General features: G+C 67.1%; 18 protein-coding genes. 7 read left to right on the top strand and 11 right to left on the bottom strand.

From position 1 onward, the window contains the following. Positions 1-5 precede the first annotated feature (5 nt). Genes C7402_RS22885 through C7402_RS22875 form a run of 3 tightly spaced genes read right to left on the bottom strand, consistent with a single transcriptional unit; the run spans position 6 to position 4,212 of the window. Positions 6-2,153 (bottom strand): 3-hydroxyacyl-CoA dehydrogenase NAD-binding domain-containing protein, encoded by a 2,148-nt coding sequence (locus C7402_RS22885; protein WP_208948981.1) that lies wholly within the window; start codon positions 2,151-2,153, stop codon positions 6-8. A 59-nt stretch (positions 2,154-2,212) separates the two neighbouring features. After that, a complete protein-coding gene (locus tag C7402_RS22880; RefSeq protein WP_116612240.1) occupies positions 2,213-3,418 on the bottom strand; it encodes an acetyl-CoA C-acetyltransferase in 1,206 nt (401 codons plus the stop codon). A 50-nt stretch (positions 3,419-3,468) separates the two neighbouring features. Beyond that, positions 3,469-4,212 (bottom strand): SDR family NAD(P)-dependent oxidoreductase, encoded by a 744-nt coding sequence (locus tag C7402_RS22875; RefSeq protein ID WP_116612239.1) that lies wholly within the window; start codon positions 4,210-4,212, stop codon positions 3,469-3,471. 225 nt (positions 4,213-4,437) lie between these two features. Between C7402_RS22875 and C7402_RS22870 the strand changes: the two genes are divergently transcribed. Then, complete coding sequence (locus C7402_RS22870; protein ID WP_116612238.1) at positions 4,438-5,592, top strand: CaiB/BaiF CoA transferase family protein; 1,155 nt, start codon at positions 4,438-4,440, stop codon at positions 5,590-5,592. Between the two features lie 82 nt (positions 5,593-5,674). Here C7402_RS22870 and C7402_RS22865 read toward each other — a convergent pair whose 3' ends face one another. The 5 genes from C7402_RS22865 to C7402_RS22845 form a co-directional block, all read right to left on the bottom strand. Further along, the gene (locus C7402_RS22865) at positions 5,675-6,853 is read right to left on the bottom strand and encodes a helix-turn-helix transcriptional regulator (protein ID WP_224041994.1); all 1,179 of its coding nucleotides are present in this window, start codon (positions 6,851-6,853) and stop codon (positions 5,675-5,677) included. A 192-nt stretch (positions 6,854-7,045) separates the two neighbouring features. Further along, entirely contained in the window at positions 7,046-8,242 is a 1,197-nt protein-coding gene (locus C7402_RS22860; protein ID WP_116612237.1) for an acyl-CoA dehydrogenase family protein, read from the bottom strand. Then, on the bottom strand, positions 8,236-9,411 hold the full coding sequence (locus C7402_RS22855) for an acyl-CoA dehydrogenase family protein (protein WP_116612236.1): 1,176 nt from the start codon (positions 9,409-9,411) through the stop codon (positions 8,236-8,238). Before C7402_RS22855 ends, C7402_RS22860 begins: the two co-directional genes overlap by 7 nt. A 138-nt stretch (positions 9,412-9,549) precedes the next feature. After that, entirely contained in the window at positions 9,550-10,341 is a 792-nt protein-coding gene (locus C7402_RS22850; RefSeq protein ID WP_116612235.1) for a fumarylacetoacetate hydrolase family protein, read from the bottom strand. A gap of 105 nt (positions 10,342-10,446) precedes the next feature. Further along, positions 10,447-12,123, bottom strand: a complete 1,677-nt coding sequence (locus tag C7402_RS22845; protein ID WP_116612234.1) for a GMC family oxidoreductase — start codon at positions 12,121-12,123, stop codon at positions 10,447-10,449. Between the two features lie 274 nt (positions 12,124-12,397). On the opposite strand from C7402_RS22845, the gene C7402_RS22840 reads away from it, so the two are divergent. The 4 genes from C7402_RS22840 (at position 12,398) to C7402_RS22825 (ending at position 17,036) form a co-directional block, all read left to right on the top strand. After that, positions 12,398-14,692, top strand: a complete 2,295-nt coding sequence (locus C7402_RS22840) for an arylsulfatase (RefSeq protein WP_165841962.1) — start codon at positions 12,398-12,400, stop codon at positions 14,690-14,692. 47 nt (positions 14,693-14,739) lie between these two features. Further along, positions 14,740-15,417 (top strand): TetR/AcrR family transcriptional regulator, encoded by a 678-nt coding sequence (locus tag C7402_RS22835; protein ID WP_116612232.1) that lies wholly within the window; start codon positions 14,740-14,742, stop codon positions 15,415-15,417. Positions 15,418-15,529: 112 nt separating this feature from the next. Then, entirely contained in the window at positions 15,530-16,327 is a 798-nt protein-coding gene (locus C7402_RS22830; protein WP_116612231.1) for an enoyl-CoA hydratase/isomerase family protein, read from the top strand. 64 nt (positions 16,328-16,391) lie between these two features. Then, the gene (locus C7402_RS22825; protein WP_116612230.1) at positions 16,392-17,036 is read left to right on the top strand and encodes a TetR family transcriptional regulator; all 645 of its coding nucleotides are present in this window, start codon (positions 16,392-16,394) and stop codon (positions 17,034-17,036) included. 23 nt (positions 17,037-17,059) lie between these two features. On the opposite strand, the gene C7402_RS22820 is transcribed toward C7402_RS22825, so the two are convergent. From C7402_RS22820 to C7402_RS22810, 3 genes are all read right to left on the bottom strand, one after another. Further along, positions 17,060-18,181 carry an N-acetylneuraminate epimerase gene (locus C7402_RS22820; RefSeq protein WP_116612229.1) on the bottom strand — a complete coding sequence of 374 codons (1,122 nt, stop codon included), beginning with the start codon at positions 18,179-18,181 and terminating at the stop codon, positions 17,060-17,062. A 132-nt stretch (positions 18,182-18,313) separates the two neighbouring features. After that, the gene (locus tag C7402_RS22815; protein ID WP_116612228.1) at positions 18,314-19,012 is read right to left on the bottom strand and encodes a FadR/GntR family transcriptional regulator; all 699 of its coding nucleotides are present in this window, start codon (positions 19,010-19,012) and stop codon (positions 18,314-18,316) included. Between the two features lie 181 nt (positions 19,013-19,193). Next, positions 19,194-19,886, bottom strand: a complete 693-nt coding sequence (locus tag C7402_RS22810) for a FadR/GntR family transcriptional regulator (RefSeq protein ID WP_116612227.1) — start codon at positions 19,884-19,886, stop codon at positions 19,194-19,196. A gap of 349 nt (positions 19,887-20,235) precedes the next feature. Between C7402_RS22810 and C7402_RS22805 the strand changes: the two genes are divergently transcribed. Continuing rightward, a complete protein-coding gene (locus C7402_RS22805) occupies positions 20,236-21,345 on the top strand; it encodes a porin (protein ID WP_112176125.1) in 1,110 nt (369 codons plus the stop codon). Between the two features lie 95 nt (positions 21,346-21,440). Beyond that, positions 21,441-22,946 (top strand): glucose-6-phosphate dehydrogenase, encoded by a 1,506-nt coding sequence (zwf, locus tag C7402_RS22800; protein ID WP_116612226.1) that lies wholly within the window; start codon positions 21,441-21,443, stop codon positions 22,944-22,946. The last annotated feature ends 40 nt before the right edge of the window (positions 22,947-22,986 follow it).

Raw genomic sequence — 22,986 nt, 5'->3', positions numbered from 1 at the left:
GTCGCTCAAGCGCGGCGAGTCGCGCCGTAGAAGGTCTGTCCCCTGGCCGCCATATCGCGCAGCAACCGCGGCGCGCGCAGATGCTCGCCGAACAGGTCGGCCAGGCGGTCCGCCTCGGTCACGAACGCCGCCACGCCCACGCCGTCGATGAAGCAGAACGGGCCGCCCGTCCAGGCCGGATAGCCCACGCCGAGCACCGCGCCCACGTCGCCGTCGGCGGGCGAGATCAGCACGCCTTCTTCCATGCAACGCGCCGCCGTCACGGCCTGCACGTACAGAATGCGCTGGCGGATGTCGCGCGCCTCAGGCTGTTGCGGGCGCAACGGATAGAGGTCCGCGAGGCCCGGCCACAAGCGCTTGCCTTGCTCGTCGTAATCGTAGAAGCCCTTGCGCGCTTTCTTGCCCATCCGTCCGAGTTCGTAGAGCCGCTTCACGACCGGCACCGAGCGCCCCGGCACGTACTCGTCGGGAAACTCGCGCGCCTGCGCCTCGCCCGCGTGCACGGAAAGCTCGATCGACAGTTCGTCGGTAATCGCGAGCGGCCCCACCGGCATGCCCGCATGGCGCGCGCAGTTCTCGATGAGCGCGGGGTGGATGCCTTCGGCGACCATGCCGATCGCGTCGTCGACGAACGAGCCGATGAAGCGGCTCGTGAAGAAGCCCCGCTTGTCGTTCACGAGGATCGGCGTCTTGCGCAGTTGCGCGATGAAATCGAGCGCCTGGGCGAGCGTCGCATCCGACGTCGCGTTGCCGCGAATCACCTCGACGAGCGGCATGCGCTCGGCGGGCGAGAAGAAATGCAGGCCGATGAAGCGCTCGGGCCGGCGGCTCGCCTGCGCGAGCAGCGAGATCGGCAGCGCCGAGGTGTTGGTCGCGAGCACGCAGGTGGCGGGCAGGATTTCGTCGAGCTGGCGCGTGACCTGCGCCTTCACGGCGCGGTCTTCGAACACGGCCTCGACCACCATGTCGGCGTCGCCCAGCTGCGCGTAATCGGCGGCAGGCGTGATGCGCGCGAGCACGTCCGCCGCCTTCTGCTCGCTCATGCGCCCCTTCGTGACGAGGCGCGCGAGCGCCTTCTGCGCGTACTGCTTGCCGCGTTCCGCAGCCGCCAGGTCGCGGTCGATCAGCACGACGTCGATGCCGCGCTGCGCCGCCGTGAGCGCGATGCCCGCGCCCATCATGCCCGCGCCCACCATGCCGAGCTTGCGGCAGGTGAAGCGCTCGAAGCCTTCGGGGCGATGCATGAGCTTGTCGGCCTTCGTCTTGCTCACGAACAGCGTGCGCACCATGCTGCGCGAAACGGGGTCGCGCGTGACCAGCGCGAGATATTTGCTCTCCACGCGCAGCGCCTTGTCCATCGGCAATTGCGCGCCTTCGTACACGCAGCTTTGAATGGCCAGCGGCGCGGGCAGATTGTGATGCGTGTTCGCCTGCAACATCGCATTGCCCGCGACGAACGCGGGCGCCACGCGAGGATCGAGCGGGCCGCCGCCGGGAATGCGAAAGCCCTTCGCGTCCCACGGTTGAACGGCAACCGGCATTTCCAGCAGCCAGCGCTTTGCAGCCGCGAGCAGATCGGCGGCGGGCACCACAGCGTCGATCATCTTCAGTTCGAGCGCGCGCGCGGCGCTCGCATGCCCGCCTTCGAGCAGCCACGGCAACGCCGCGAGTATGCCGAGCATGCGGATCAGGCGCTGCGAGCCGCCCGCGCCCGGAATCAGGCCGACCTGCACCTCGGGCAAGCCGACGGCGAGCCCCGGCGTATCGGCGGCAATGCGGTGATGGCACGCGAGGCAGATCTCGAAGCCGCCGCCCATGGCGGTGCCGTTGATCGCCGCGACCACGGGCTTGCCGCAGGTCTCCAGGCGTCGCACGAGGCGCGAGAGCGAGCCGCACTTCTCGAACAGCACGTCGACGGCGTCGCTCGCCATGCTGTCGATGTTCTCCTCCATCGACTTGAGGTCGGCGCCCGCGACGAACGCCTCCTTCGCCGAGGTGACGATGGCGCCTTTCACGGCCTCGTCGGCCACGATGCGGTCGATGCATGCCGAGAGGCTGTCCATGAACGCCTGGTCAATCACGTTCATCGTCTTGCCGGGGTAGTCGATGGTGAGCGTCGCGATGCCATCGCCATCGACGGTGTAGCGAATGATGTCTTCCATGAAGCGGTGTCCTTTGCGCGTGAGGTCGGCCGTTGCGTCGGGGGTGCGTATCAAACGCGCTCGATGATCATGGCCGTGCCCATGCCGGCCGCCACGCACAGCGACACGAGCGCGGTGCTGCGGCCGCTGCGTTCCAGCTCGTCGAGCGCGGTGCCAAGGATCATCGCGCCCGTCGCGCCGAGCGGATGCCCCATGGCAATGGCGCCGCCGTTCACGTTGATGCGGTCGTGGGGAATGGCGAGCGCGTCCATGAAGCAAAGCACAACTGACGAAAAAGCTTCGTTGAGTTCCCACAGGTCGATGTCGGCGGCCGTCATGCCCGCCTGCGCGAGCGCCTTCTTCGCGGCGTGGCTCGGTCCGTCGAGCATGAGCGTGGGCTCCGAGCCGATCGACGCGAAACCGCGAATGCGCGCGCGCGGCTTCATGCCAAGGCGCTCGCCCGCTGCCTCGCTGCCGAGCAGCACGCCCGCTGCGCCGTCCACGATGCCGGAGCTGTTACCCGCGTGATGCACATGGTCGATACGTTCGATCTGCGCATAGCGCTGCAAGGCCACGCCGTCGTAGCCGTACTTCTGCCCCATCTCGGCGAACGAAGGCCGCAGCACCGCGAGCGACGTCACGGAAGTCTGCGCGCGGATCGTTTCGTCATGATCGAGCAGCGTGAGGCCGATGGCGTCGCGCACCGGCACGACCGAGCGCGCGAAGCGCCCTTCGGCCCAGGCGCGCGCGGCGCGCTGGTGGCTCTCGGCCGCGTAGGCGTCCACCTCTTCGCGGCTGTAGCCATGGAGGCTCGCGAGCAGATCGGCGGAAACGCCCTGCATCACGAAGCAGGTCTTGCTCGCCACTTGCGGGTCTTGCGCCCAGGCGCCGCCGTCCGCGCCCATCGGCACGCGCGACATCGACTCCACGCCGCCGCCGATCGCAAGCGAGGCCTGCCCGGCCATGACTTTCGCGGCCGCGAAGGCAACCGCGTCGAGGCCCGAGCCGCAGGCGCGATTGATCGAGAGCGCCGGCACTTCCTGTGCATAGCCCGCGTTGAGCACGGCCATGCGCGCGATGTTGCCGCCCTGCTCGCCAACGGGCACGACGCAGCCCATCACCACTTCGTCGAGGGCGGCGGTGTCGAGCGCGTTGCGCTCGCGCAGCGCGACGAGCGGCGCGCTGGCGAGCCACACGGGCGTGACTTCGTGCAGGCTGCCCTCGGGCTTGCCTTTGCCGCGCGGCGTGCGGACATGATCGTAGATGAAGGCTTGCATAAGTCTCCGCTTTGAAGAAGTTCGGATAGGACGCCGCGGCGCCGGGCGGCTCAGGCGACGAGCGAGCCGCCGTTGACGGGCAGCACCTGCCCCGTCACCCAGGCCGCTTCCTGCGAGGCGAGATAGGTGACGGCGGCCCCGACATCCTGCGGGCTGCCCGCCCGGCCGACCGTGGTGCCGCGCCGCGCGATATCTTCGGAGCCATCCCAGTTGTTCATCGTGCCGAGCGAGAGCGCGTTCACGGTCACGCCGCGCCGCCCCACTTCGCCCGAGAGGTTGCGCAGAAAGCCCAGCGCTGCCGCCTTCGCCGCGCCGTATGCGCACAGGCCCATGCCGGTTGCCGTGCGGGCGGCGTCGGAGTTGATCGCGACCACGCGGCCGTAGCGCCGCTCGATCATGGAGGGCAGCAGCACCTGGCACGCATGCATGAGACCGTAGAGGTTCAGTTGCATCCAGCTGTCCCACTCGGCCGTGGTGGATTCGAGGAATTGCGCGTAGCCCCAGCCCTGCGCGGGAATGCCCGCGTTGTGCACGAAAATGTCGATCGGGCCGGTGTCCGCCACCACGCGCTCGTTGAGCGCGACGATCTGCTCGCGCGAGGTCATGTCGGCGGCCACGGCGCTCGCCTTGCCGCCCTCGGCGCGCAGTTGCGCTGCGGCCTCCTCGGCGCGCTCGCCGAAAAAGTCATTGACGACCACGTGCGCGCCCTGGCGCGCGAGCGCCTGCGCAATGCCAAAGCCCATGCCGCGACCCGCGCCCGAAACCAGTGCGACCTTGCCATCGAAACGGAACATCGTTTGTCTCCTGCTCGTTGTGCTAGTTCTTCTGCGGCCCCAGTGCGTGGTTGCGTGAGGCGCAGCGCTCTGGATTACAAGGATGCCGCCAGCGGCGCAGCGCCGCCTACCTCATTCGGACGAGGCCGCGCGCCGTGCACGTGGTCAAGATGGCTTCGTCCCGGGCTGCCCCGCTTTGTGTCCCCCTGAGTCACCCGATCCTCTCGACCCTCTGGAAAAATCCGCATGGAACGTGCTCATCCGTCCGCCCCCGGCCCGTTGCAGGGCTTTCGCATCGTCGAGTTCGCGGGCATCGGCCCCGCGCCCTTCGCGGGCATGCTGCTCGCCGACCTGGGCGCCGATGTCGTCATGATCGACCGCCTCGCCGACGCGCGCGCGGGCTACCCGCGAATGGCGCTCAACCGCGGCAAACGCTCCATTGCGCTCGACCTGAAAAGCGAAGCGGGGCGCGCGCTCGCCTGGGAGATGCTGGCGAGCGCCGACGCGCTGATCGAGGGCTTTCGCCCCGGCGTGATGGAGCGCCTTGGCTTCGGCCCCGATGAAGTGGCGAAGCGGCATCGGAAACTCGTGTACGGCCGCATGACGGGCTGGGGCCAGAGCGGACCGCTCGCGCAAAGCGCGGGGCACGACATCAACTACGTCGCGCTCACCGGCGCGCTCTCGCTCGCGGCGCGCCCCGGCGCGTCGCCGTCGATCCCGCCCACGTTCATCGGCGACATGGGCGGCGGCGCGATGTTTCTCGTCACCGGCGTGCTGGCCGCGCTGCTCGAAGCACAACGCTCGGGACGCGGCCAGGTCGTGGACGCCGCGATCGTCGACGGCACCGCGCTGCTCGGCGCGCTCATCCACTCGATGCGCGGCATCGGCGCATGGGTCGATCGCCCGGAGCGCAACTTCTTCAGCCATACGTCCCCGTTCTACGATGTGTTCGAATGCGCGGACGGCAAGCACGTCACGCTCGGCGCGATCGAACCGCAGTTCTACGCGCAATTGCTCCAGCGCCTGGGCCTCGACGACGTCGATCCGGCCGCGCAATACGACAGCCGCGCGTGGCCCGAACTCAAGGCGCGCGTCGCCGCGTTGATCCGCACGCGCGAGCGCGAGCATTGGTGCGGCCTGCTGCTCGGCACCGATGTCTGCTTCGCGCCCGTGCTCGATCTCGACGAAGCCGCCGCTCACGAGCACAACCGTGCGCGCGGCGTGTTCGTCGAAGTGGACGGCAAGCGGCAACCCGCGCCCGCGCCGCGCTTTTCGCGCACGCCCTCGCGCGCGCCGCAAGCCGGCCCGCTCGTCGGCGAACATACGGAAGCAGTCCTGATGGAATTGGGACACGCGAAGGAGGACATTGCGGCCAGCCGCGCGCAGGGTGCGTGCGCCTGAGGACCGGGCACCCCGCGATGGTGCAGATCGCGGGGTTGGCAAGCGTTCATGACAGGGCGCGGCCGGTGCGCGGCCGCACCGCCTAGCGGGCCGGAGCGAGCTCCGCCACTTCCGACGTGCCCAGCAGCATGACGCTGTTGAGGAAAATGCGCACGAGTTCGGTCTGACGCCGCACGCCCGTCTTCGAGAAGATCGAACGCAGGTGCGCTCGCGCCGTGTTGCGCCGGATGCCCAGCGCCTCGGCGGCTTCTTCGAGCGAAAGCCCGTTTGTCAGTTGAATGGCGAGCGCCGTTTCGGCGGGCGTCAATTCGAATAGCTGCTGCGCGAGCTTGACGGGCGGATGCGACGCGCCTTCCGGGTCGCGCACGAAAATGGCCACAGCGGGACGATGCTTGCCGTCGGTCCATTCGTCGGTCGCAAGCTGCCGAACCACCACGCCCCAGCTCGCCTGACCCGAAGGACGGCTCACCGCCATCGCCTCGATGAGCCCCACGCGCGACGGCGCGCGCAGCGCCTCCGCAACGAGGCTCTGGAGCTTGCGGTTGTCCATGGCGTACGAAGCGGTCACGTGATTGCCGATGAGCTTGAGCCCGTCGCCCGACTGGAGCATTGCCTTGGCGATCGCATTGGTTTCGATCACCATGCCGTGCTCGTCGAGCACGATCACGCCGACCATCAACTGCACCATGGCCTGGCTGTAGAGCGAGGTGATGCGGCGATCCTGGTGGGTGGACTGGTACAGATTGAGCGCGCGCTTCAGATGCGGCACGAGCCGCTCGCACAGCGCGCGGTCTTCGCTCGAAAACGGCGGCGCGCTTTCGGGCCGCGTCAGTCTGAAACCATAAACCGACCGGTCGGCCGTGGCGAAATCCACGGCCATGACGTGAAAGACCTCATGCGGTGCGCACCACGCCTGATAATAAGTGGTCGAGCGCCATTCGGCTTCGGAAAGCATGTCGCCGATCGTCACCAGCTTGTCGAGCGGCAGCCCCCGGAACGGGCTCAGTGAGAGATGAGGATTGTGCTGCTGAATCAGGCGGCGGTCGTCGCTGCCCGAAAATATGAGCCCCTCTTCCTTGGTGGGGACCGACTGTTGAACGATCAGGGAAACGTAATTCGCAGAGAATTCGTTGCAGACTTCCTCGAAACAGCGAACCCACTTCGCGGTATCGAGCGCCGACTCGTAAATCATTCCAAGCAGATGACTGAAACGATCCACCGAAATTGACGGAGCCTGCCAGTTGTACACATCCGCAGCCACATCAGTTCCTCAATAATTTGCAGGGAAGTATCTCGGGCGGAGCGGGGGGACGTCAATTTAGGGAATATATCTACCGCTCAGACAAAAAGGTTGTGTTGTCCCCTTTTGTGTCCGAGCCGCGTCTACGCCATGTCCGCACTGTGTCCGCCCGCGCGCTCACGCATCGCTCATGCACATCGTCGCGCGCGTCGCTCAAAGCGTTCCGCGCGGCTCCTTCGGCATGCCAAGGCCGCGCTCCGCCATGAGGTTCAACTGGATCTCGTTCGTGCCCGCATAAATCGTGTCCGCCCGCGAGAACAGAAACACCTGCTGCAAGCGCGTGCGCTTCTCGTCGTCGGCTTCCACGATATTGGCTTGCGCGCCCAGCACGTCCATGGCCAGTTGCCCAAGCTCGCGGTGCCAGTTCGACCAGTAGTACTTATAAACCAGCGCTTCGCGGCGCGGCGCGCCCTGTGCTCCTGCGTCGGCGCCGCTCAGCATACGCAGCGCATTGTGGCGCATGATGCGCAACCCCGACCACGCCTGTGCGAGCCGCTGCCGGATGACCGGCTCGTGCGCCGCGCCGTTGCGGCGCGCGGCTTCGATCACCCATGCCAGTTCGCGCGCGAACTGCATCTGCTGGCCGAGCGTGGAGATGCCCCGCTCGAAGCCGAGCAGCGTCATGGCCACGCGCCAGCCGTCGCTAGGCTCGCCCACCACGTCGGCGGCGGCCGCCCGCGCGCCGTCGAAGAACACTTCGTTGAATTCGGACCCGCCATTCATCTGCCGGATGGGGCGAATCTCGACGCCGGGCTGTTCGAGCGGCATGAGGAAAAACGACAGGCCTCGATTGCCTTGCGCCTCCATGTCGGTGCGCGCCAGCACGAAGATCCAGTCGGAATCGAGCGCGAGCGAGGTCCACACTTTTTGCCCGCTGATGCGCCAGCTACCGTCGGCCTCACGCACCGCGCGCGTGCGCACATTGGCGAGATCGGAACCCGCGCCGGGCTCCGAGTAGCCCTGACACCAGAATTGCGTGCCCGCGAGAATGCCTGGCAAAAAGCGGCGGCGCTGATCTTCACTGCCGCACGCGATCAAGGTCGGCCCGAGCAGGCCCTCGCCAATGTGCCCCATGCGCCCCGGGCCGCCCGCGCGCGCATACTCTTCGGCGAACACCACCTGCTGCGCCACGGAGAAGCCCCTGCCGCCGCACGCCTGCGGCCAGCCGAGCGCCGTCCAGCCGCCCGCCGCCAGCTCGCGCTCCCACTCCTTGCGCAACGCCGGCCAGGCCTCTTCGTCGCCCGGCCCGCCACGAAAGCGCAGGCAGGCGAATTTGCCCGTGAGGTGTTCGTCGAGCCATGCGGCGACTTCAGCGCGCAACGGCGCATGAGAGAGCGCGTCGTTCACCATGTCGTTGCCTCGTCCACGATCTGTTGCGCGATGAAGGCGCGCAATGGCGCGGTCTCGCCGAACATGGCGCTCGCCGCCTGCGCGCGCTTGAAATAAAGCTGGGGATCGTATTCCCACGTGAATCCCACGCCGCCGTGCAATTGAATGGCCTCCTGCGCGCAAAAACGCAAGGTCTCGTTCGCGCTTGCCTTGGCTGTCGCCACTTCCAGTTGCGTTTCCCGCGCGGGCGTGGCTGTTGCGGTGTCGGCATCCCAGGCGAGGGCCGCGCCCAGCACCGCCGATCGCGTGGACTCGATCTGCACGAGCATTTGCGCGCAGCGATGCTTGATGGCCTGGAACGAAGCGATCGAACGCCCGAACTGCACGCGCTGTTCGACGTAGGCGAGCGTGAGGTCGAGGCAGCGTTGCGCGCCGCCCAGCTGTTCGGCGGCCAGTGCCAGCGACGCGAGCCATGCGGCGCGCCCGAGCGCGCCGTGCGCTTCCTCGCCTTGCGCGAGCAACGCGTCGTTCGATACTTCGATGTCCTTGAATTCGAGGCGTGCGAGCGGCCGCGTGCTGTCCAGCGTGACCAGCGGCGTGCGCACGAGGCCTTCACCGGGTTCGACTTCGAAAAGCGCGAGACGCCCCTCGTCGTTCGCCAGGCGCGCGGCCACGATCACGAGCCCGGCTCCCGCGCCGTCGATCACCTGCTCCACCGCGCCGCGCAGCCGGTAGCCGCCCGCCGTGCGCTGCGCGCTGACCGCGAGGTTGCCCTCATCGGCCTCGTCGTATGCCTCGCCCGCCCACGTTCTGGACGAAGCCAGCGTGGCGCGCAGTTCACCGTTGGCAATGCGGCCAAGCCGCTCGCGCGCACGCGGCGAATCGCAGCAGGAAAGCAGCGTGCCCGCAAGGCAAACGGTGCTCAAGTAAGGCACGCACGCAAGCCGCTGCCCCATGGCCTCCAGCAACAGGATCAGCTCCATCGCGCCCAGTCCCGATCCTCCCGCAGCCTCGGGCACGCTCAGCGCGCACCAGCCAAGCTCGCGGGCAACGAGACGCCACAATGCTTCGTCGTGGCCCGACGACTGCTCCACGGCGCGGCGAACCGCAGCCGAACCGCTGTGCTGATCGAGCACCTCGGCCGCCGCGTCGCGAATCATCGCCTGTTCTTCGCTCAAGGCGAATTCCATGCTGTCTCCTTCCTCGTACGGGCGGGTCTCTTGCCTCGCCTCGCTGCGCACGCGCCATCGCGCCGTGCCGATGCACGACCGCGTAACTGCGCGCGGTCGCGCCTTTCGTGTCCCTCGTGCCTTTAGCGCTTCTTGAGCCTACGCTTCGAAACGAATGGAGCATTCGCCTAGCCCCTCGATGCGCATCGAGAAGCCATCGCCCGCCACTACGGGAACGAGCGGCGCGAGCGAGCCCGAGAGGATCAGCTCGCCCGCCTTGAACGGAATGCCGAACGCGCCGAGCGTGTTGGCGAGCCATGCGACGGCTTCGGCGGGATGACCCTGCACCGCCGCGCCCACGCCCGATCCCGCTTCCACGCCGTTCTTCCACATCTGCATGGAAACGGCCGCGAGGTCGAGCGCGCCCGGATCGGTATGCTGCTCGCCGATCACGAACACGCCGCACGAGGCGTTGTCGGCCACCGTGTCCTGAATCGCGATCTGCCACGCTTCGATGCGCGAATCGACGATCTCGAAGCACGGCGCGACCCACGCCGTGGCGGCCAGCACGTCGGCGCGCGTCACGCCCGGCCCTTGCAGGTCGGCCTTGAGCATGAAGGCAATTTCGCCTTCCGCGCGCGGCTGGATCAGGTTCGCGCCGCGCAGCGAAACGCACGCGCCGTCGTCGAAGCGCATCGTATCGGTGAGGAATCCGAAATCAGGCTGAAAAACGCCCAGCATGTCCTGCACGGCCTTCGAGGTCACGCCGATCTTCTTGCCGATCACGCGCTCGCCGCGCGCTTCGCGACAACGCAGCATATGCAGCGAGATCGCGTACGCGTCGGCGACGCTCATGTCCGGATAGCGGCGCGACAGCGGCGGCAGGGTCGTGCCCGCGCACAATGCGTCGAACAGCGCGGAGCCAAGCTCGCGAACCCGGGACGCGTCCATTGTTGTGTCAGTGCCTTGCATCTTTACCCCGCATGAATGGCGCGACTCGCGCCAGCGCTTTCTACGTTAAGCGATGGGGCGCACGCGGGGCATCGTTCGAATGGATTAGGCGCCGTTCACGCTTGCCGGGACGCCGTGCTCGACCAGGGCCAACCCTGGCCCCGCCCTCCCGAGCACCAGATCCGCGCCTTTATCGCCGATCACGACCGTCGCGGCGGTGGTGTTGCCGCAAATCAGATTCGGCATGACCGACGCATCGATCACCCGCAGTCCCGCGATGCCCTTCACGCGCAGGTCCGGCGTCACCACGGTGAGCGGATCGTCGGCGCGGCCCATGCGGCAGGTGCCCACGGCGTGATGGCCGGTCGTGAGGAACGGGCCGAGCCAGTCGAGCCATTCGTCGTCGCTGCGCACGTCCGGGCCCGGCCGCGTTTCGGTCTCGGTCAGGCGTGCGAGCGACGGCTGCGCGGCGAGTTCGCGCATCGCGCGCAACCCGTACAGCAGCGCACGCCGGTCGCGCTCGTCGTCGAGATAATTGAACTGCAAGGCGGGCGCCTCGCGCGCGTCCGCGCTCTTGAGCCACACCGAGCCGCGCGACCACGGCCGCAACTGGTACGGCGCGAGCGTAAAGCCCGGCCACGCTTCCGGCGTCTCGCGGCCTTCGCGCAAGGCCGTTTCGATGTCGCCGGTCACGGGCAAGCCGAAGATCTGAAGGTCGTGATAGGGCAGCGTGGGATCGCTCTGGATCCACGCGCCGAATTCGGATGGCGGCGTGGTCATCTCGCCGCGCCGGGTGAGCAGGTAGCGCAGCGCGGGCACCACCACGCCAAGCCCGCGAAACGCCGCATTGAGACTGGGCGTGCCCGGCTTCAGACGCCACGTCATGGGCACGATGGCATGGTCCTGCAAATTCGCGCCCACGCCGGGCAAGTCAGCATGCACGCGAATGCCGAGGGCCGCCAGCGGCGCGGCGGGCCCGATGCCGGAGAGCATCAGCAGTTGCGGCGTGTTGATCGCGCCGCCGCACAGCAGCACCTCGCGCGCCGCCGCCGCGAAACGCTCCGTGCCGTCGGGCAAGCGATAAACGACGCCGCTCGCGCGCTGCCCGTCGATTTGCACGCGCGTCACGAGCGCGTGCTGCACGACCTTGAGGCCGGGACGCCCCATGGCCGGTTCGATGGCGTTGCGCGCGATCGACGAGCGCCGTCCGGCGTCGACGTTCACCTGATAGAGCCCCGCTCCGCGCGGCTCGCCGTCGTTGAAGTCGTCGCTTTGCGGCCAGCCCGCTTCGCGCGAGGCCGCCAGCATGGCGTGCGAGATGGGATGCACGCGATCGAGATCGGCCGCCGTGAGCGGGCCGCCCGTGCCGTGCAGCGCGTTGCGGATGCGCCGCTGGTCCTCGGTGCGCAGGAAATACGGCAGCAGGTCGGCCCACGACCAGCCCTGCGCACCCGCCGCGTCCCAGTCGTCGAAATCGCGCCGGTGCCCGCGCACGTACAGCATGCCGTTGATCGACGTGGAGCCGCCGAGCAGCTTGCCGCGCGGCACCTTGATGCGGCGCCCGCCCGCCCAGCGCTCCGGCTCGCTCTCGTAGACCCACGCGTAGCGTTTGTCGTAGATGAGACGCCCCCAGCCCGCAGGCATCTCGACCATCATCCGGCGATGGCTGCCGCCCGCCTCCAGCAGCAGCACGCGCAAGCCCTGCTGTTCGCTCAGGCGCGCCGCGAGCATGCCGCCGGCCGCGCCCGCGCCGACTACGATGTAATCAAACGTTTCGTTCACCTGAGCTGTCTCCTGAGGCCGTTCGGCCTTCGTTTTTTTCTGGCTTGTTTGTCTGTGTCGATGGTGATGCTCACAACTGGCTCGCGCGTGGGCATCCCTCATCCGGACGATGCAGGCGGCGGCGCTCCTGCGGCCTCCGGCCCTGGCATCTGAATACTACAGTTCATTTTTAGACTTGAGTATACAAATTTCAGAACGCCTGCTACCTTGGCGCCTGATTTCAGGTGTGCACGACACAACCCATGAACCCGATTCTGGAGAGAGGAGACAAGAGATGACTGTGAGCGACAACGCAAAAGCGCCTCAAGCGCATGACGTGCTGCCACGGCCCGAGCGGCCGCGTTCGACTCGCGCCGGGCGCACCGCGCGCGAAGCCGCCGACCCGCAATGGCCGGACACGCCGCGCGCGCCCGAGGGCGCGCCCAATGTGCTGCTCATCCTCACCGACGATATCGGCTACGGCGCGAGCCACACCTTCGGCGGCCCGATACCGTCGCCCACGCTCGACGCGCTCGCGAGCGCGGGACTTCGCTACACGGAGTTCCACACCACGGCCATGTGCTCGCCCACGCGCGCGGCGCTCCTCACCGGGCGCAATCATCATGAAGTCGGCAGCGGCCGCGTGACGGAATCGGCCACGGCCTACGACGGCTATACGAGCATCATCCCGCGCGACTCGGCAACGCTGGCCGACATCCTGCGGCTGCACGGCTACTCCACCGCCATGATCGGCAAGTATCACAACGTGCCCGACTGGGAGAGCGGCCCGGCGGGCCCGTTCGATCACTGGCCCACTTCCATGGGCTTTCAGTACTTCTATGGATTTCTCGGCGGCGGCACCAACCAGTGGTCGCCGGGACTCTATCTCGGCACCGAAGCCATCGAGCCGCCGCACGACGACCCCGCCTATATCCTGGAGCGCGACCTCGCGGATCGCGCGATCACCTGGATACGGCGGCAAAAGTCGGCGGCGCCCGAGCGGCCTTTCTTCATGCACTACGCGACCGCTTCGGGCCATTCGCCGCATCACGCGCCGAGAGACTGGATCGAGCGCTTCAAAGGCCAGTTCGACGAAGGCTGGGACCGCATTCGCGAGGCGACGCTCGCGCGCCAGAAGGCCTGCGGCGTCGTACCGGAGAACACGCTGCTGACCGCGCGCCCGGACGAGATCGAGGCGTGGGACACGCTCTCGGCCGACCAGAAGAAGGTCTACACGCGCATGATCGAGGTGTACGCGGCGACGGTCGCGCACGCCGACCACCAGATCGGCCGCGTGATCGACGCATTGCGCGAGATGGGCGAGCTCGACAACACGCTTGTCGTCTTCATTCAGGGCGACAACGGCGCGAGCGCCGAAGGCGGCCCGCATGGCGAGCTCAACGAAACGCTCTTCATGAACGGCATGTCGGAAGCCTTGCCCGTGCTGCTCGAACATCTCGACGAGCTTGGCGGGCCGATGGCGAACAACCACTATCCGGTGGGCTGGGCGCATGCCATGGACACGCCGTTTCAGTGGTTCAAGCAAGTGGCCTCGCATTTCGGCGGCACGCGCAATGGCATGGTCGTCACGTGGCCCAAGCGCATCGCGGCCCAGGGCGGCGTGCGCCGGCAGTTCCACCACGTGATCGACATCGCGCCCACGGTGCTCGAATGCATCGGCCTGCCGGCGCCTCGCGTGGTGCACGGCGTGGAGCAGTCGCCGATGTCGGGCGTGAGCATGGCCTATACCTTCGACGACGCTCACGCGCCATCACGCCGCAAAACGCAGTATTTCGAGCTGGTGGGCAATCGCGCGATCTATCACGACGGCTGGGTGGCCGCCGCCGGTCCCGTGGAGATGCCGTGGTCGTTCCCGATGGATATCCGCTCGCTGGACGACATTCGCTGGGAGCTTTACCACGTCGCCGACGACTATAGCGAAGCGATCGATCTCGCCGACAGGGAACCCGCGAAGCTGCGCGAGTTGCAGGATCGCTTCTGGATCGAGGCGGCCCGCAACCACGCGCTGCCGATCATGCGCGGCACGGCGAACCTGCCCGGGCCGCCCAAGCCGAGCGCCGTGCGCGGGCGCAACGAGTTCGTGTTCTATCCGGGCACGCAACGCGTGCCGCCCGGCAGTTCCCCCAACGTTGCGAACCGCTCGTTCACGATCGCCGCCGACGTCGATCTGCCCGAGCAAACGCGCGAGGGCATGCTCTTCAACCAGGGCGGCCGCTTCGGCGGACACGCGCTTTATCTGCGCGACGCCCGCCTCGTCTATCATTACAATCTGCTGGGCACGGCGCGCTATACGGTGGAGTCCCGCACGATCATTCCGCCGGGGCGTCACCGGCTCGCGCTCGACTTCGAAGCCGATGGCGGCGGTTACGGCAAGGGCGGGCAAGCCACGCTCAGGCTCGACGGCGAGGTGATCGGCTCGGGGCGCATCGAGCGCACGGTGCCGTGGGTGATGTCCTATGTCGAAGGCATGAATGTCGGGCTCGATACGGGCACACCGGTCAGCGAGGACTATCGCGTGCCGTTCCGCTTCAGCGGTACGCTGCATACGGTGAAAGTCACGCTGCGCTAGCCCGGCCGCCGCCGGCATTAACCCGCCCCGCAGGGCTTCGAAACCGCATGACCGATACGAACGCGACGCTCTCGCGCAGGGAGCGCAACAAGCAGAAGACCCAGGAGCGGCTGCTCGAAGCCGCGCGGCGTCTGTTCGCCGAGCGCGACATCGCCAGCACGACGATCGACGAGATCGCCGACTATGCCGATGTCGCGCGCGCAACCTTCTTCAATTACTTTCCGGGCAAGGACGCCGTCTTGCAGGCGCTGTGGCTCGAACAGCTCGCGAAGCTCAAGGCCGTCGTCGACGAGCAACTCGCCGCCGAACACAGCACGCAGGCGCGCCTCCTCAGCGTGCTGCGTGCGTTCGAAACGGCGGCAACGAGCCGCCCCACCTATCTGCGCGCGGTCACCTGCGAGCTCGAACGCGATGCGGGCACGCTCGAACTCGCGCGCCATCGGGTCGACTATTTCCAGGCGACGCTTGCGCCCCTCGTCGCGGCGGGCCATCGCCAGGGCGACGTGCGCAACGACTTCGACGGCGCGTTTCTCACGCAGATGATCGGCGCGGCCTATCTGTCGATCGTGCGCAACTGGCGCCTCGACCCCGACTACGATCTGCGCGCGCGCATCGAGGACACCGCGCGCTTTCTCGGCGAAGCGCTGCGCGCGCCCGGCGAAAGCAACGCGGCGGCGCCCGCGCCTCGACAAGCCCAGCGGACCCGGCGCACACCCAAGGTCTGACCCGCGCACACGCTCTCGTCTGATCGGACGATGCCGCAGGCGTCGCCAGAAGGTTCAATGCGCTCAAGCCGGACGGGCTCCCGCCGTCCCATGCACCGCGTATCGAACCGCCATGGCCAAACTGATCGAGACCGAAATCCAGCAGGGCGTCGCCACGCTCACGTTCAATCGCCCGAATGCGCTGAACGCCTTGAACACGCCGATGGCCGTGGAACTGGCCGAGCAGCTCGAACACGCGACGCAGCGCGCCGACGTGCACGTGATCGTGCTCACGGGCGCGGGCCGCGCGTTCATGGCGGGCGGCGACGTGCACGCGATGCGCGAGACGCTCGACGAGCGCCCCTCCGAACGCCGGCGCCAGATCGGCAAGCTCGTGCGCCACGCGCAGCTTTGCGTGCAAACCATCGTCGCATCGCGCAAGCCCGTGATGGCCTGCGTGAACGGCGTGGCCGCCGGCTTCGGCCTCTCGCTCACCGCCGCATGCGATGTGGTGATCGCGGCCGACCATGCCACCTTTGCCTCGGCCTATAGCCGCATCGGCGCTTCGCCGGATGGCGGCGCGACGTTCACGCTTCCCCAGGCGGTCGGCCCGCGCCGCGCGGCGCAATGGCTCTACTTCGGCGAGCAATACGGCGCGAGCGAGGCCTTGCAGATGGGTCTCGTGAACTGGGTCGTGCCCGCAAGCGAGCTGGCCGCCGCCACCCAGGCGTGCGCCGCTCAACTGCTGGCGCTGTCGTCCAATGCGTTCGCGCAGACCAAAGCGCTGCTCAGCGGCGCGGCGCAACGCTCGCTCGACGCGCAACTGGTCGCCGAGCAGCGCGGCTTTCTCGCCTGCGCGGAGCACGACGAGTTCCACGAAGGCGTGGACGCCTTCGTCAACCGGCGCAGCCCCGTGTTCCGCACACGCTGAACGATGCGCTGCGCGAAACGCAGCCGTCATCCCCCGCTTCGCAGTTGAATCGGACAACGAACTGATGAAACGAACCAAGGCGGCCGCCTGGGAGACGCGTAATCGCATCCTGGACGCGGCGGAGCACGTATTCGTCGCGCGCGGCGTCGCCTCCGCGACACTAAGCGACATCGCCAGTGCCGCGAGCGTCACGCGCGGGGCCATCTACGGGCACTTCGAGAACAAAAGCGAGTTGTTCGCTTCGATGATCGAGCGCGCCGGGCTGCCGAGCGAAACGCTGGTCAAGGAAGTGGCGAACGCGCCGCAAACCGATCCGCTCGGCCACATCGGCCAGGTCTTTGCGCGATCGCTGCATGACGTCGCGCGCAATCCGCGAACGTGGCGGATCTTCGCGATCATCTTCCGCAAGTACGAGTTGCCGGACGAGTCGTGCCCCGTGCTCACGCGCTGCCGCGACGTCGCCGACGAACTCCAGACGCGCCTGCAAGCCGCGTTAGGCCATGCCGTCCGCGCAGGACAACTGCCCCGCGACCTCGACGTGGAGTTTTCCAGTTCGCTCTTTCTGGTGCTGTGGAACGGCGTGCTTCTGGAATGGCTGTCCAGCCCGGTAGTCGACAACCCCGGACACGACGCCGAACGCATTGCGCAAAGCTGGCTCGACATGCTGCGCTACAGCCCAACCTGCCTCGGCAAGGCGCAAGCGTGCTGAAGCAGGCCGGACGTACTGCACCGCTAGTCGAGAGGCGTCACATGCGCCTTGCGGCCATCCCAGCGCAGGCGGTCGATGCAGCGCAGCGCCTCGCCGCCGCGACCTTCGCCGCCCAGCAAGAGCACGCTGTCATCAAGCGGGATCGAGAGGCCATAGGCGCGCCCTTGCGGCAATTGCCCCGCCACCTCCCACCGGCCGTCGACGAGCGCGTAGATCACGTCGCGCCACGTCTTTTGCAGACCTTGGTGCGCGTAGGTTCGCCCTTGGCCGTACTGCTCCCACGCGCCGGGGAAGTTCGCCCCGCCCGCCGCCAGCAGCGCGCCGTTGCTGTAGCCCGCGAAGGCGCCCGCCAGGCCTTCCTGCTCCGACTCGCCAGGCGGCGCGACAATGTCAGGCGCGGCCTGGCTTGCGAGTATCTCGCCCGCCACTTCGACGTGATTGACCGCGCGCGAGCGCAAGCCGGGTTTCAACTCGCCGTGGATCAACGTCGCCTGGCTACCATCGACCGCGACAGCCGCGCCGACCACGGCCGGAAGCGGCAGCTTGCCGAGCGAGCGCCACGTGTTTGCCGCAGGCTCGTAGCACAGCACGTCGTCGGCGAAGCGATAGTCCTCGGGGCGTTGGCTGAAGTACGCCACTTCGATCTCGCGGCGGCGTTCGGCGTCGCTCCCGGCGGCCTTGAGGTCGCGAAAGAGCGTCTCGAACACCGTCTTGTTCACGCCGCCGAAGAACAGCACGCGCGCCCCTGCCGAGACGCACGCGGAACCCAGCACGCTGCGGGGGCTGCGCGTATTCAGTTCGCGCCAGCGGTTCGCGGCGGGGTCGAATTCGTGCACGTCGCAGTGAATGACCGTGTCCGGCGTGCCGCCCGAACCGGGAATCTGCCCTGCGCCGCCGAACACATAGAGCTTGCCGCCCGCCACGGCGCAGCCGCTCTGCTCGCGCGGGCCGCCGGGGAAGTCCGCAAGTCTGCGCCACGCGCGGGGGTGTGCCGCGAGATCGAGCGCATACCATTGCGTTCCCGCCGACCCCAGCCCCGCATAAATCACACTGCCCATTCTCGCGCCCGCGCCGTTCTTCAGCCCGACAGGAAACTCAGGGCAGGTATCGGCAAGAGACGCCAACTCGCTACAGTTGATCTGCATGAAGAGATTGCTATTGATTCGTAAACCTAATTATTCAGGCAAGCATTGCGCCGCTTGCGACTTGCGGTACATCCTGGTGCGAGCGAGGGCGTCGCCCCCGCTCTCATGCGACAAATACGACGAACGCGACGATCAGGCGGCCTTGCCTTGAGGGGCCGCGCCAAGCCGGCCGAGCAGCGTATTGAAATGCTTTTCGTATGCGCTCATCAGGCCTTGCAGATCCTTCGCCTCGATCATCTTGACGATGCCCGCGTGGTCCCGTGCCGAAGCCTCCAGCATCTTGCGCGTGGGCGGTTCGCCGGTCTGGTCCATGCGGTGGAACACGCGCCAGAACATGTCGGTGAGCTTGCTCAAGAACGTGTTGCCAAGGCAGCGGTACATGGTGGCGTGGAACTGCCGGTCCTCTTCCTCGTACTCCTCGCCCGCCTTGGCTTTCTTGAGCATGGCGTTGGCCAGTTCACGCAGCGCCTGGACGTCTTCCGGCGGAATCTGTTGCAACACGGCCGGCACCGAACCGAGCTCGATGGCCGCGCGCACCTGGAGCAGGTCGCGGATGCTACGGCCGTCGGCCACGAACGCGTAAGGCAGGTTTTCGATGATCGAATCGAACGAGAACGCCTTCACGTAGATGCCCTCGCCGTGGCGCGACTCCACCACGCCGAGCGACTCCAGGCTCTTCATCGCTTCGCGCAGCGACGGCCGGCTGATGCCCAGTTCCTGCGCGAGCACGCCCTCGGGCGGCAGCGAGTCGCCGAATCGCAGCTTGCGGTCCTCGATGAACTTCTTGATTTCAATCTGGGCCTGCCGATAGGCCGGAACACGGTTGCTCATAGACTCTCCACCAGGTCGGGACCGCCGCGTGGCAGGCGCGCGAGCCGGATGACGCACGTTGCTCGAATTCGCCTCGCGGGTGCGACGATGCACGTCAGTGCACGATCAGACATCAGATATCTAATTCTAACACGCCCCTAATTACCGGTTGAGCCGCCCGACGGCAGCCGACGGCAACCGCTCACGCGCCCGCCGCCTCCGCATCCATGCGCGCGAAGATCGTGTCGAAGTGTTTCCGGTAGGCCTTCACGAGGCCGCCCAGATCGCCCGCTTCGAGCCTGTCGACGATATCGATGTGGTCGCGCGCGGTCGCTTCGATAAGCCAGTGCTCGGGCTGCCCGGTCGAATGGTTCAGCCGGCGGAACACCTGCCAGAACAGGTCGATCAGGCGGCTCAGGAACGGATTGTCCAGGCATTGGTACAGCGTCGCGTGAAACTCCCGGTCCTGCTCCTCGTACAGTTCGTGCGCCTCGGCCCGCGCGAGCATTTGCTGCGCCAGCACGCGCAGGCGCGCGACATCGGCAGCCGGAATGCGCGCATGAATCTCGGGCACCGCGCCAATTTCGATTGCCGCGCGCACCTGGAGCAATTCGCGCAGGCTATGGCCTTCCGCGATAAAGGCGTACGGCAGATTGTCGATGATCGAATCGAACGAAAACGCCTTGACGTAGATGCCCTCGCCATGCCGCGACTCCACCACGCCGAGCGATTCGAGGCTCTTCATCGCTTCGCGCAACGAAGGCCGGCTCATGCCGAGATCCTGCGCAAGCTGCCCCTCGGAGGGCAGCGCGTCGCCAAAACGCAGGCCATGCCGCTCGATGTAGCTCTTGATCTCCATCTGGGCCTGCCGGTAAGCAGGGATGCGAGACGTCATGTTTGCTCTCCAGTCAGTTCGGTTTCCGCTCCGTTGCCACACCGCATGCTCGCACTCCCGCTCGCCTGTCTTTTGCGTGCTTCGCAAAAGACTTGCACCGGCGGTCTTAAAAAACGACTTGCGCGGTCGAATTTTGCAGTGCTAGCATTTGACCTCAGATGTCAGATATCTGATTCTAGCACAGCACAGAGATCGATCGCGATAGCGCGGCCGCGTGGGCTTTGGCCCCACGCGCCGTTGCCGACTCCCGTCCGCCCTGTGAAGAACACGTAGTGAACAACACGCTTACAACCCGGCCGCATGCGCCGGGGCGGCATCGCAAAGACGGTTTTGACAAGGAGATCTAACAATGAAGAAGGCGGTATGGGCGCCCGGTGCGGCGGCGGTCTTGTGTGCGCTATCCACCGGCGCGAGCGCCCAGTCTAGCGTCACGCTCTCGGGGCGTATCGACGCCGGGTTCGCGTACATGAACAACGTGCAGACCTCGCCTGGCGTAACGGCGTCGCGCTTTGGCATGCAAAGCGGCGACTGGGGCACGGGCATGCTCAATTTCACGGGCACGGAGGATCTGGGCGGCGGCGTCAAGACGATCTTCTTCCTCTCGCGCTCGCTCAAGGCGACCACCGGGACCGCCGGCACCGTCCACCGCAAATCGTGGGTCGGTTTATCTCAGGAGAACTACGGAACGATCAAGTTCGGGCGCGATCTCTTCATCAGCAACGGCGTATCCGCGTTCGATCCCTTCCTCCAGGAGATGTTCAGTTCGGCTTCGCTGGTGCGCGGGCGCACGTGGCAGCAGACCAACAGCAACGTCGGTTACCTGAGCCCGTCCTGGCACGGCTTCGATCTGGCGGCGCAATACTCGTTCGGCGGCAAGCCCGGCAACTGGAACGGCACCGACACGGGCTCATACGGCCGCTCGGACGGCCTGCAACTGACCTACCGCACCGGCCTGTTCGACGTGCGAGCGATCTACGACGAATTGCGCGACCCGAACGGCCAGTTCAGCAATGTGTTCACGGCGTCGCGCGAATTCATCCTGGCCGCCAACCTGCGCCTCGGGTCGTTCCTCGTTCAGGGCGCTGCCACGCGCATGTTCGCGCCCGACACGCCAACGGGCCTCGCGAGCACGGCGAATCACTACTGGCTGGGCGTGGGCTATCAGGCGAACCCTTTCCTGCTCGTGACGCTCGCCGCGTATCACGTCGACGTGGGCCAGGGCGCGGGCAACGACACTCACGACGCCCACGGCCACGCCACGATGTACGAACTCGGCACGACCTATAACCTCTCGAAGCGCACGTTCCTTTACGCCAACGTGGGCTATGTGCACAACAGCAGCAACGCCACCTTCTCGCTGGAGCCCAACAATCCCGGCCTGAACAACAGCAACCTCGACAACCCGCTGCCGGGCCACTCGCAGGTGGGCGCCTATCTGGGCATCAACCACTCGTTCTGAGCGCGCCCGCTCCTTTCCTCAAGCTTTCTCCACGACGCGGCCGTGCCGCCGCAATCGCGGCGGCGCGCGCCGTCGTGCGAGCGTACGTCATCCATATGGGCAACACCTCACCAAACGACGCCACCTCGTTCGTCCTGTTCGGCGGAACGGGCGATCTGGCCATGCGCAAGATACTGCCTGCGCTGCACGAAGCCGAAACCGCGGGCAGACTGCCGCACGCGCTGCGCATCCTGATCGTGGACCGCAGTTGCGCGAGCCGCGCGGACCTCATGGCCTGGCTCGACACATGCGTTCGCCCGCATCTCGCCCAGAGCGGCCCGGCTTGCGCGGCGTGGACGCGGTTCGTCGAACGCATCGAATACGTTCGCCTCGACTTCTCGCGCCCGCAAGATTTCGTCGCGCTTCGGGACGCACTTCGGGACGCACTTCGAGACACATCGACCGCACACGCGCACGCGACCCGCGAAAAACCGCTCTACTATCTGGCGACGGGCCCGGCGCTGTTCGTGCCGATCTGCCGCGCGCTGGCCGCGCTCGACCTCACGCGCGACGCGCGGGTCGTGCTCGAAAAGCCGCTTGGCTACGATCTCCAGTCATCGCGGCAGATCAACGACGAAGTCGGCCAGATTTTCGCCGAGGAGCAGATCTACCGCATCGACCACTATCTCGGCAAGGAGTCGGTGCAGAACCTGCTTGCGCTGCGCTTCGGCAATACGCTGTTCGAGCCGGTGTGGCGGCGTGAATGGGTCGAAAGCGTGCAGATCACCATTGCGGAGCAACTCGGCGTGGAGGGGCGCGGCGAGTTCTACGACAGTGTGGGTGCGCTGCGCGACATGGTGCAGAACCACCTGCTTCAATTGCTCTCGATCGTCGCGATGGAGCCGCCTCACTCGATGGACGCCAACGCGGTGCGCGACGAAAAGCTGCGCGTGCTGCGCGCGCTCAAACCGGTGCCCGCGAACGACATCGACAGCGTCGCGGTGCGCGGCCAGTACGACGCGGGCGTGATCCGCCGCGAAGCCGTACCCGCCTATGCGCGGGAAGCCGGCATCGCGCGCGCGAGCACGACCGAAACCTTCGTCGCGCTGCGCGTGGAAGTCGAGAACTGGCGCTGGGCAGGCGTGCCGTTCTTTCTGCGCACGGGCAAGCGGCTCGCCGAGCGCGCAGCCGAAATCGTCATCACGTTCCGGCCCGTGCCGCACTCGTCGCTCGGCAACGAATCGGGCCGCCCCGGCGCGAACCGGCTCGTGATACGCCTTCAGCCCGACGAGGACATTCGCCTCCACTGGCTCGCGAAGCGTCCCGGCGAAGGCATGGCCTTGCAGCCCGTGCACCTCGAAATCGACTTCGATCGCTTTTTCGCACCGGAGCGCATGGATGCGTACCAGCGGCTGCTGATCGACGCGATCCACGGCCGTCTCGCGCTATTCGTGCACCGCGACGAACAGGAAGCGGCCTGGCGCTGGGTCGAGCCGATTCTGCGCGACTGGAAGGCGCGCACCGCGCCGCCGCGCCCGTATCTTGCCGGCTCGTGGGGGCCGGCCGCGTCGAGCGCGCTGCTCGCGCGTGCGGGTATGTGCTGGATGGAAGAAGAACATTAGGATACCGATGCGACGGCGCATGGCGCGCCGTCGCAACCTG

Origin of the sequence: Paraburkholderia unamae, from assembly GCF_003096875.1 — a bacterium.
Lineage (GTDB): Bacteria > Pseudomonadota > Gammaproteobacteria > Burkholderiales > Burkholderiaceae > Paraburkholderia > Paraburkholderia unamae.
This window is presented reverse-complemented; position numbering and strand designations above follow the sequence as displayed.

Bases quoted from the DNA above. Each gene is read 5' to 3' on its own strand.
- C7402_RS22880 (WP_116612240.1), bottom strand. From the start codon at position 3,418: ATGCAAGCCTTCATCTACGATCATGTCCGCACGCCGCGCGGCAAAGGC.
- C7402_RS22875 (WP_116612239.1), bottom strand. From the start codon at position 4,212: ATGTTCCGTTTCGATGGCAAGGTCGCACTGGTTTCGGGCGCGGGTCGC.
- C7402_RS22870 (WP_116612238.1), top strand. From the start codon at position 4,438: ATGGAACGTGCTCATCCGTCCGCCCCCGGCCCGTTGCAGGGCTTTCGC.
- C7402_RS22860 (WP_116612237.1), bottom strand. From the start codon at position 8,242: ATGGTGAACGACGCGCTCTCTCATGCGCCGTTGCGCGCTGAAGTCGCC.
- C7402_RS22855 (WP_116612236.1), bottom strand. From the start codon at position 9,411: ATGGAATTCGCCTTGAGCGAAGAACAGGCGATGATTCGCGACGCGGCG.
- C7402_RS22850 (WP_116612235.1), bottom strand. From the start codon at position 10,341: ATGGACGCGTCCCGGGTTCGCGAGCTTGGCTCCGCGCTGTTCGACGCA.
- C7402_RS22840 (WP_165841962.1), top strand. From the start codon at position 12,398: ATGACTGTGAGCGACAACGCAAAAGCGCCTCAAGCGCATGACGTGCTG.
- C7402_RS22835 (WP_116612232.1), top strand. From the start codon at position 14,740: ATGACCGATACGAACGCGACGCTCTCGCGCAGGGAGCGCAACAAGCAG.
- C7402_RS22830 (WP_116612231.1), top strand. From the start codon at position 15,530: ATGGCCAAACTGATCGAGACCGAAATCCAGCAGGGCGTCGCCACGCTC.
- C7402_RS22825 (WP_116612230.1), top strand. From the start codon at position 16,392: ATGAAACGAACCAAGGCGGCCGCCTGGGAGACGCGTAATCGCATCCTG.
- C7402_RS22820 (WP_116612229.1), bottom strand. From the start codon at position 18,181: ATGCAGATCAACTGTAGCGAGTTGGCGTCTCTTGCCGATACCTGCCCT.
- C7402_RS22815 (WP_116612228.1), bottom strand. From the start codon at position 19,012: ATGAGCAACCGTGTTCCGGCCTATCGGCAGGCCCAGATTGAAATCAAG.
- C7402_RS22810 (WP_116612227.1), bottom strand. From the start codon at position 19,886: ATGACGTCTCGCATCCCTGCTTACCGGCAGGCCCAGATGGAGATCAAG.
- C7402_RS22805 (WP_112176125.1), top strand. From the start codon at position 20,236: ATGAAGAAGGCGGTATGGGCGCCCGGTGCGGCGGCGGTCTTGTGTGCG.
- zwf (WP_116612226.1), top strand. From the start codon at position 21,441: ATGGGCAACACCTCACCAAACGACGCCACCTCGTTCGTCCTGTTCGGC.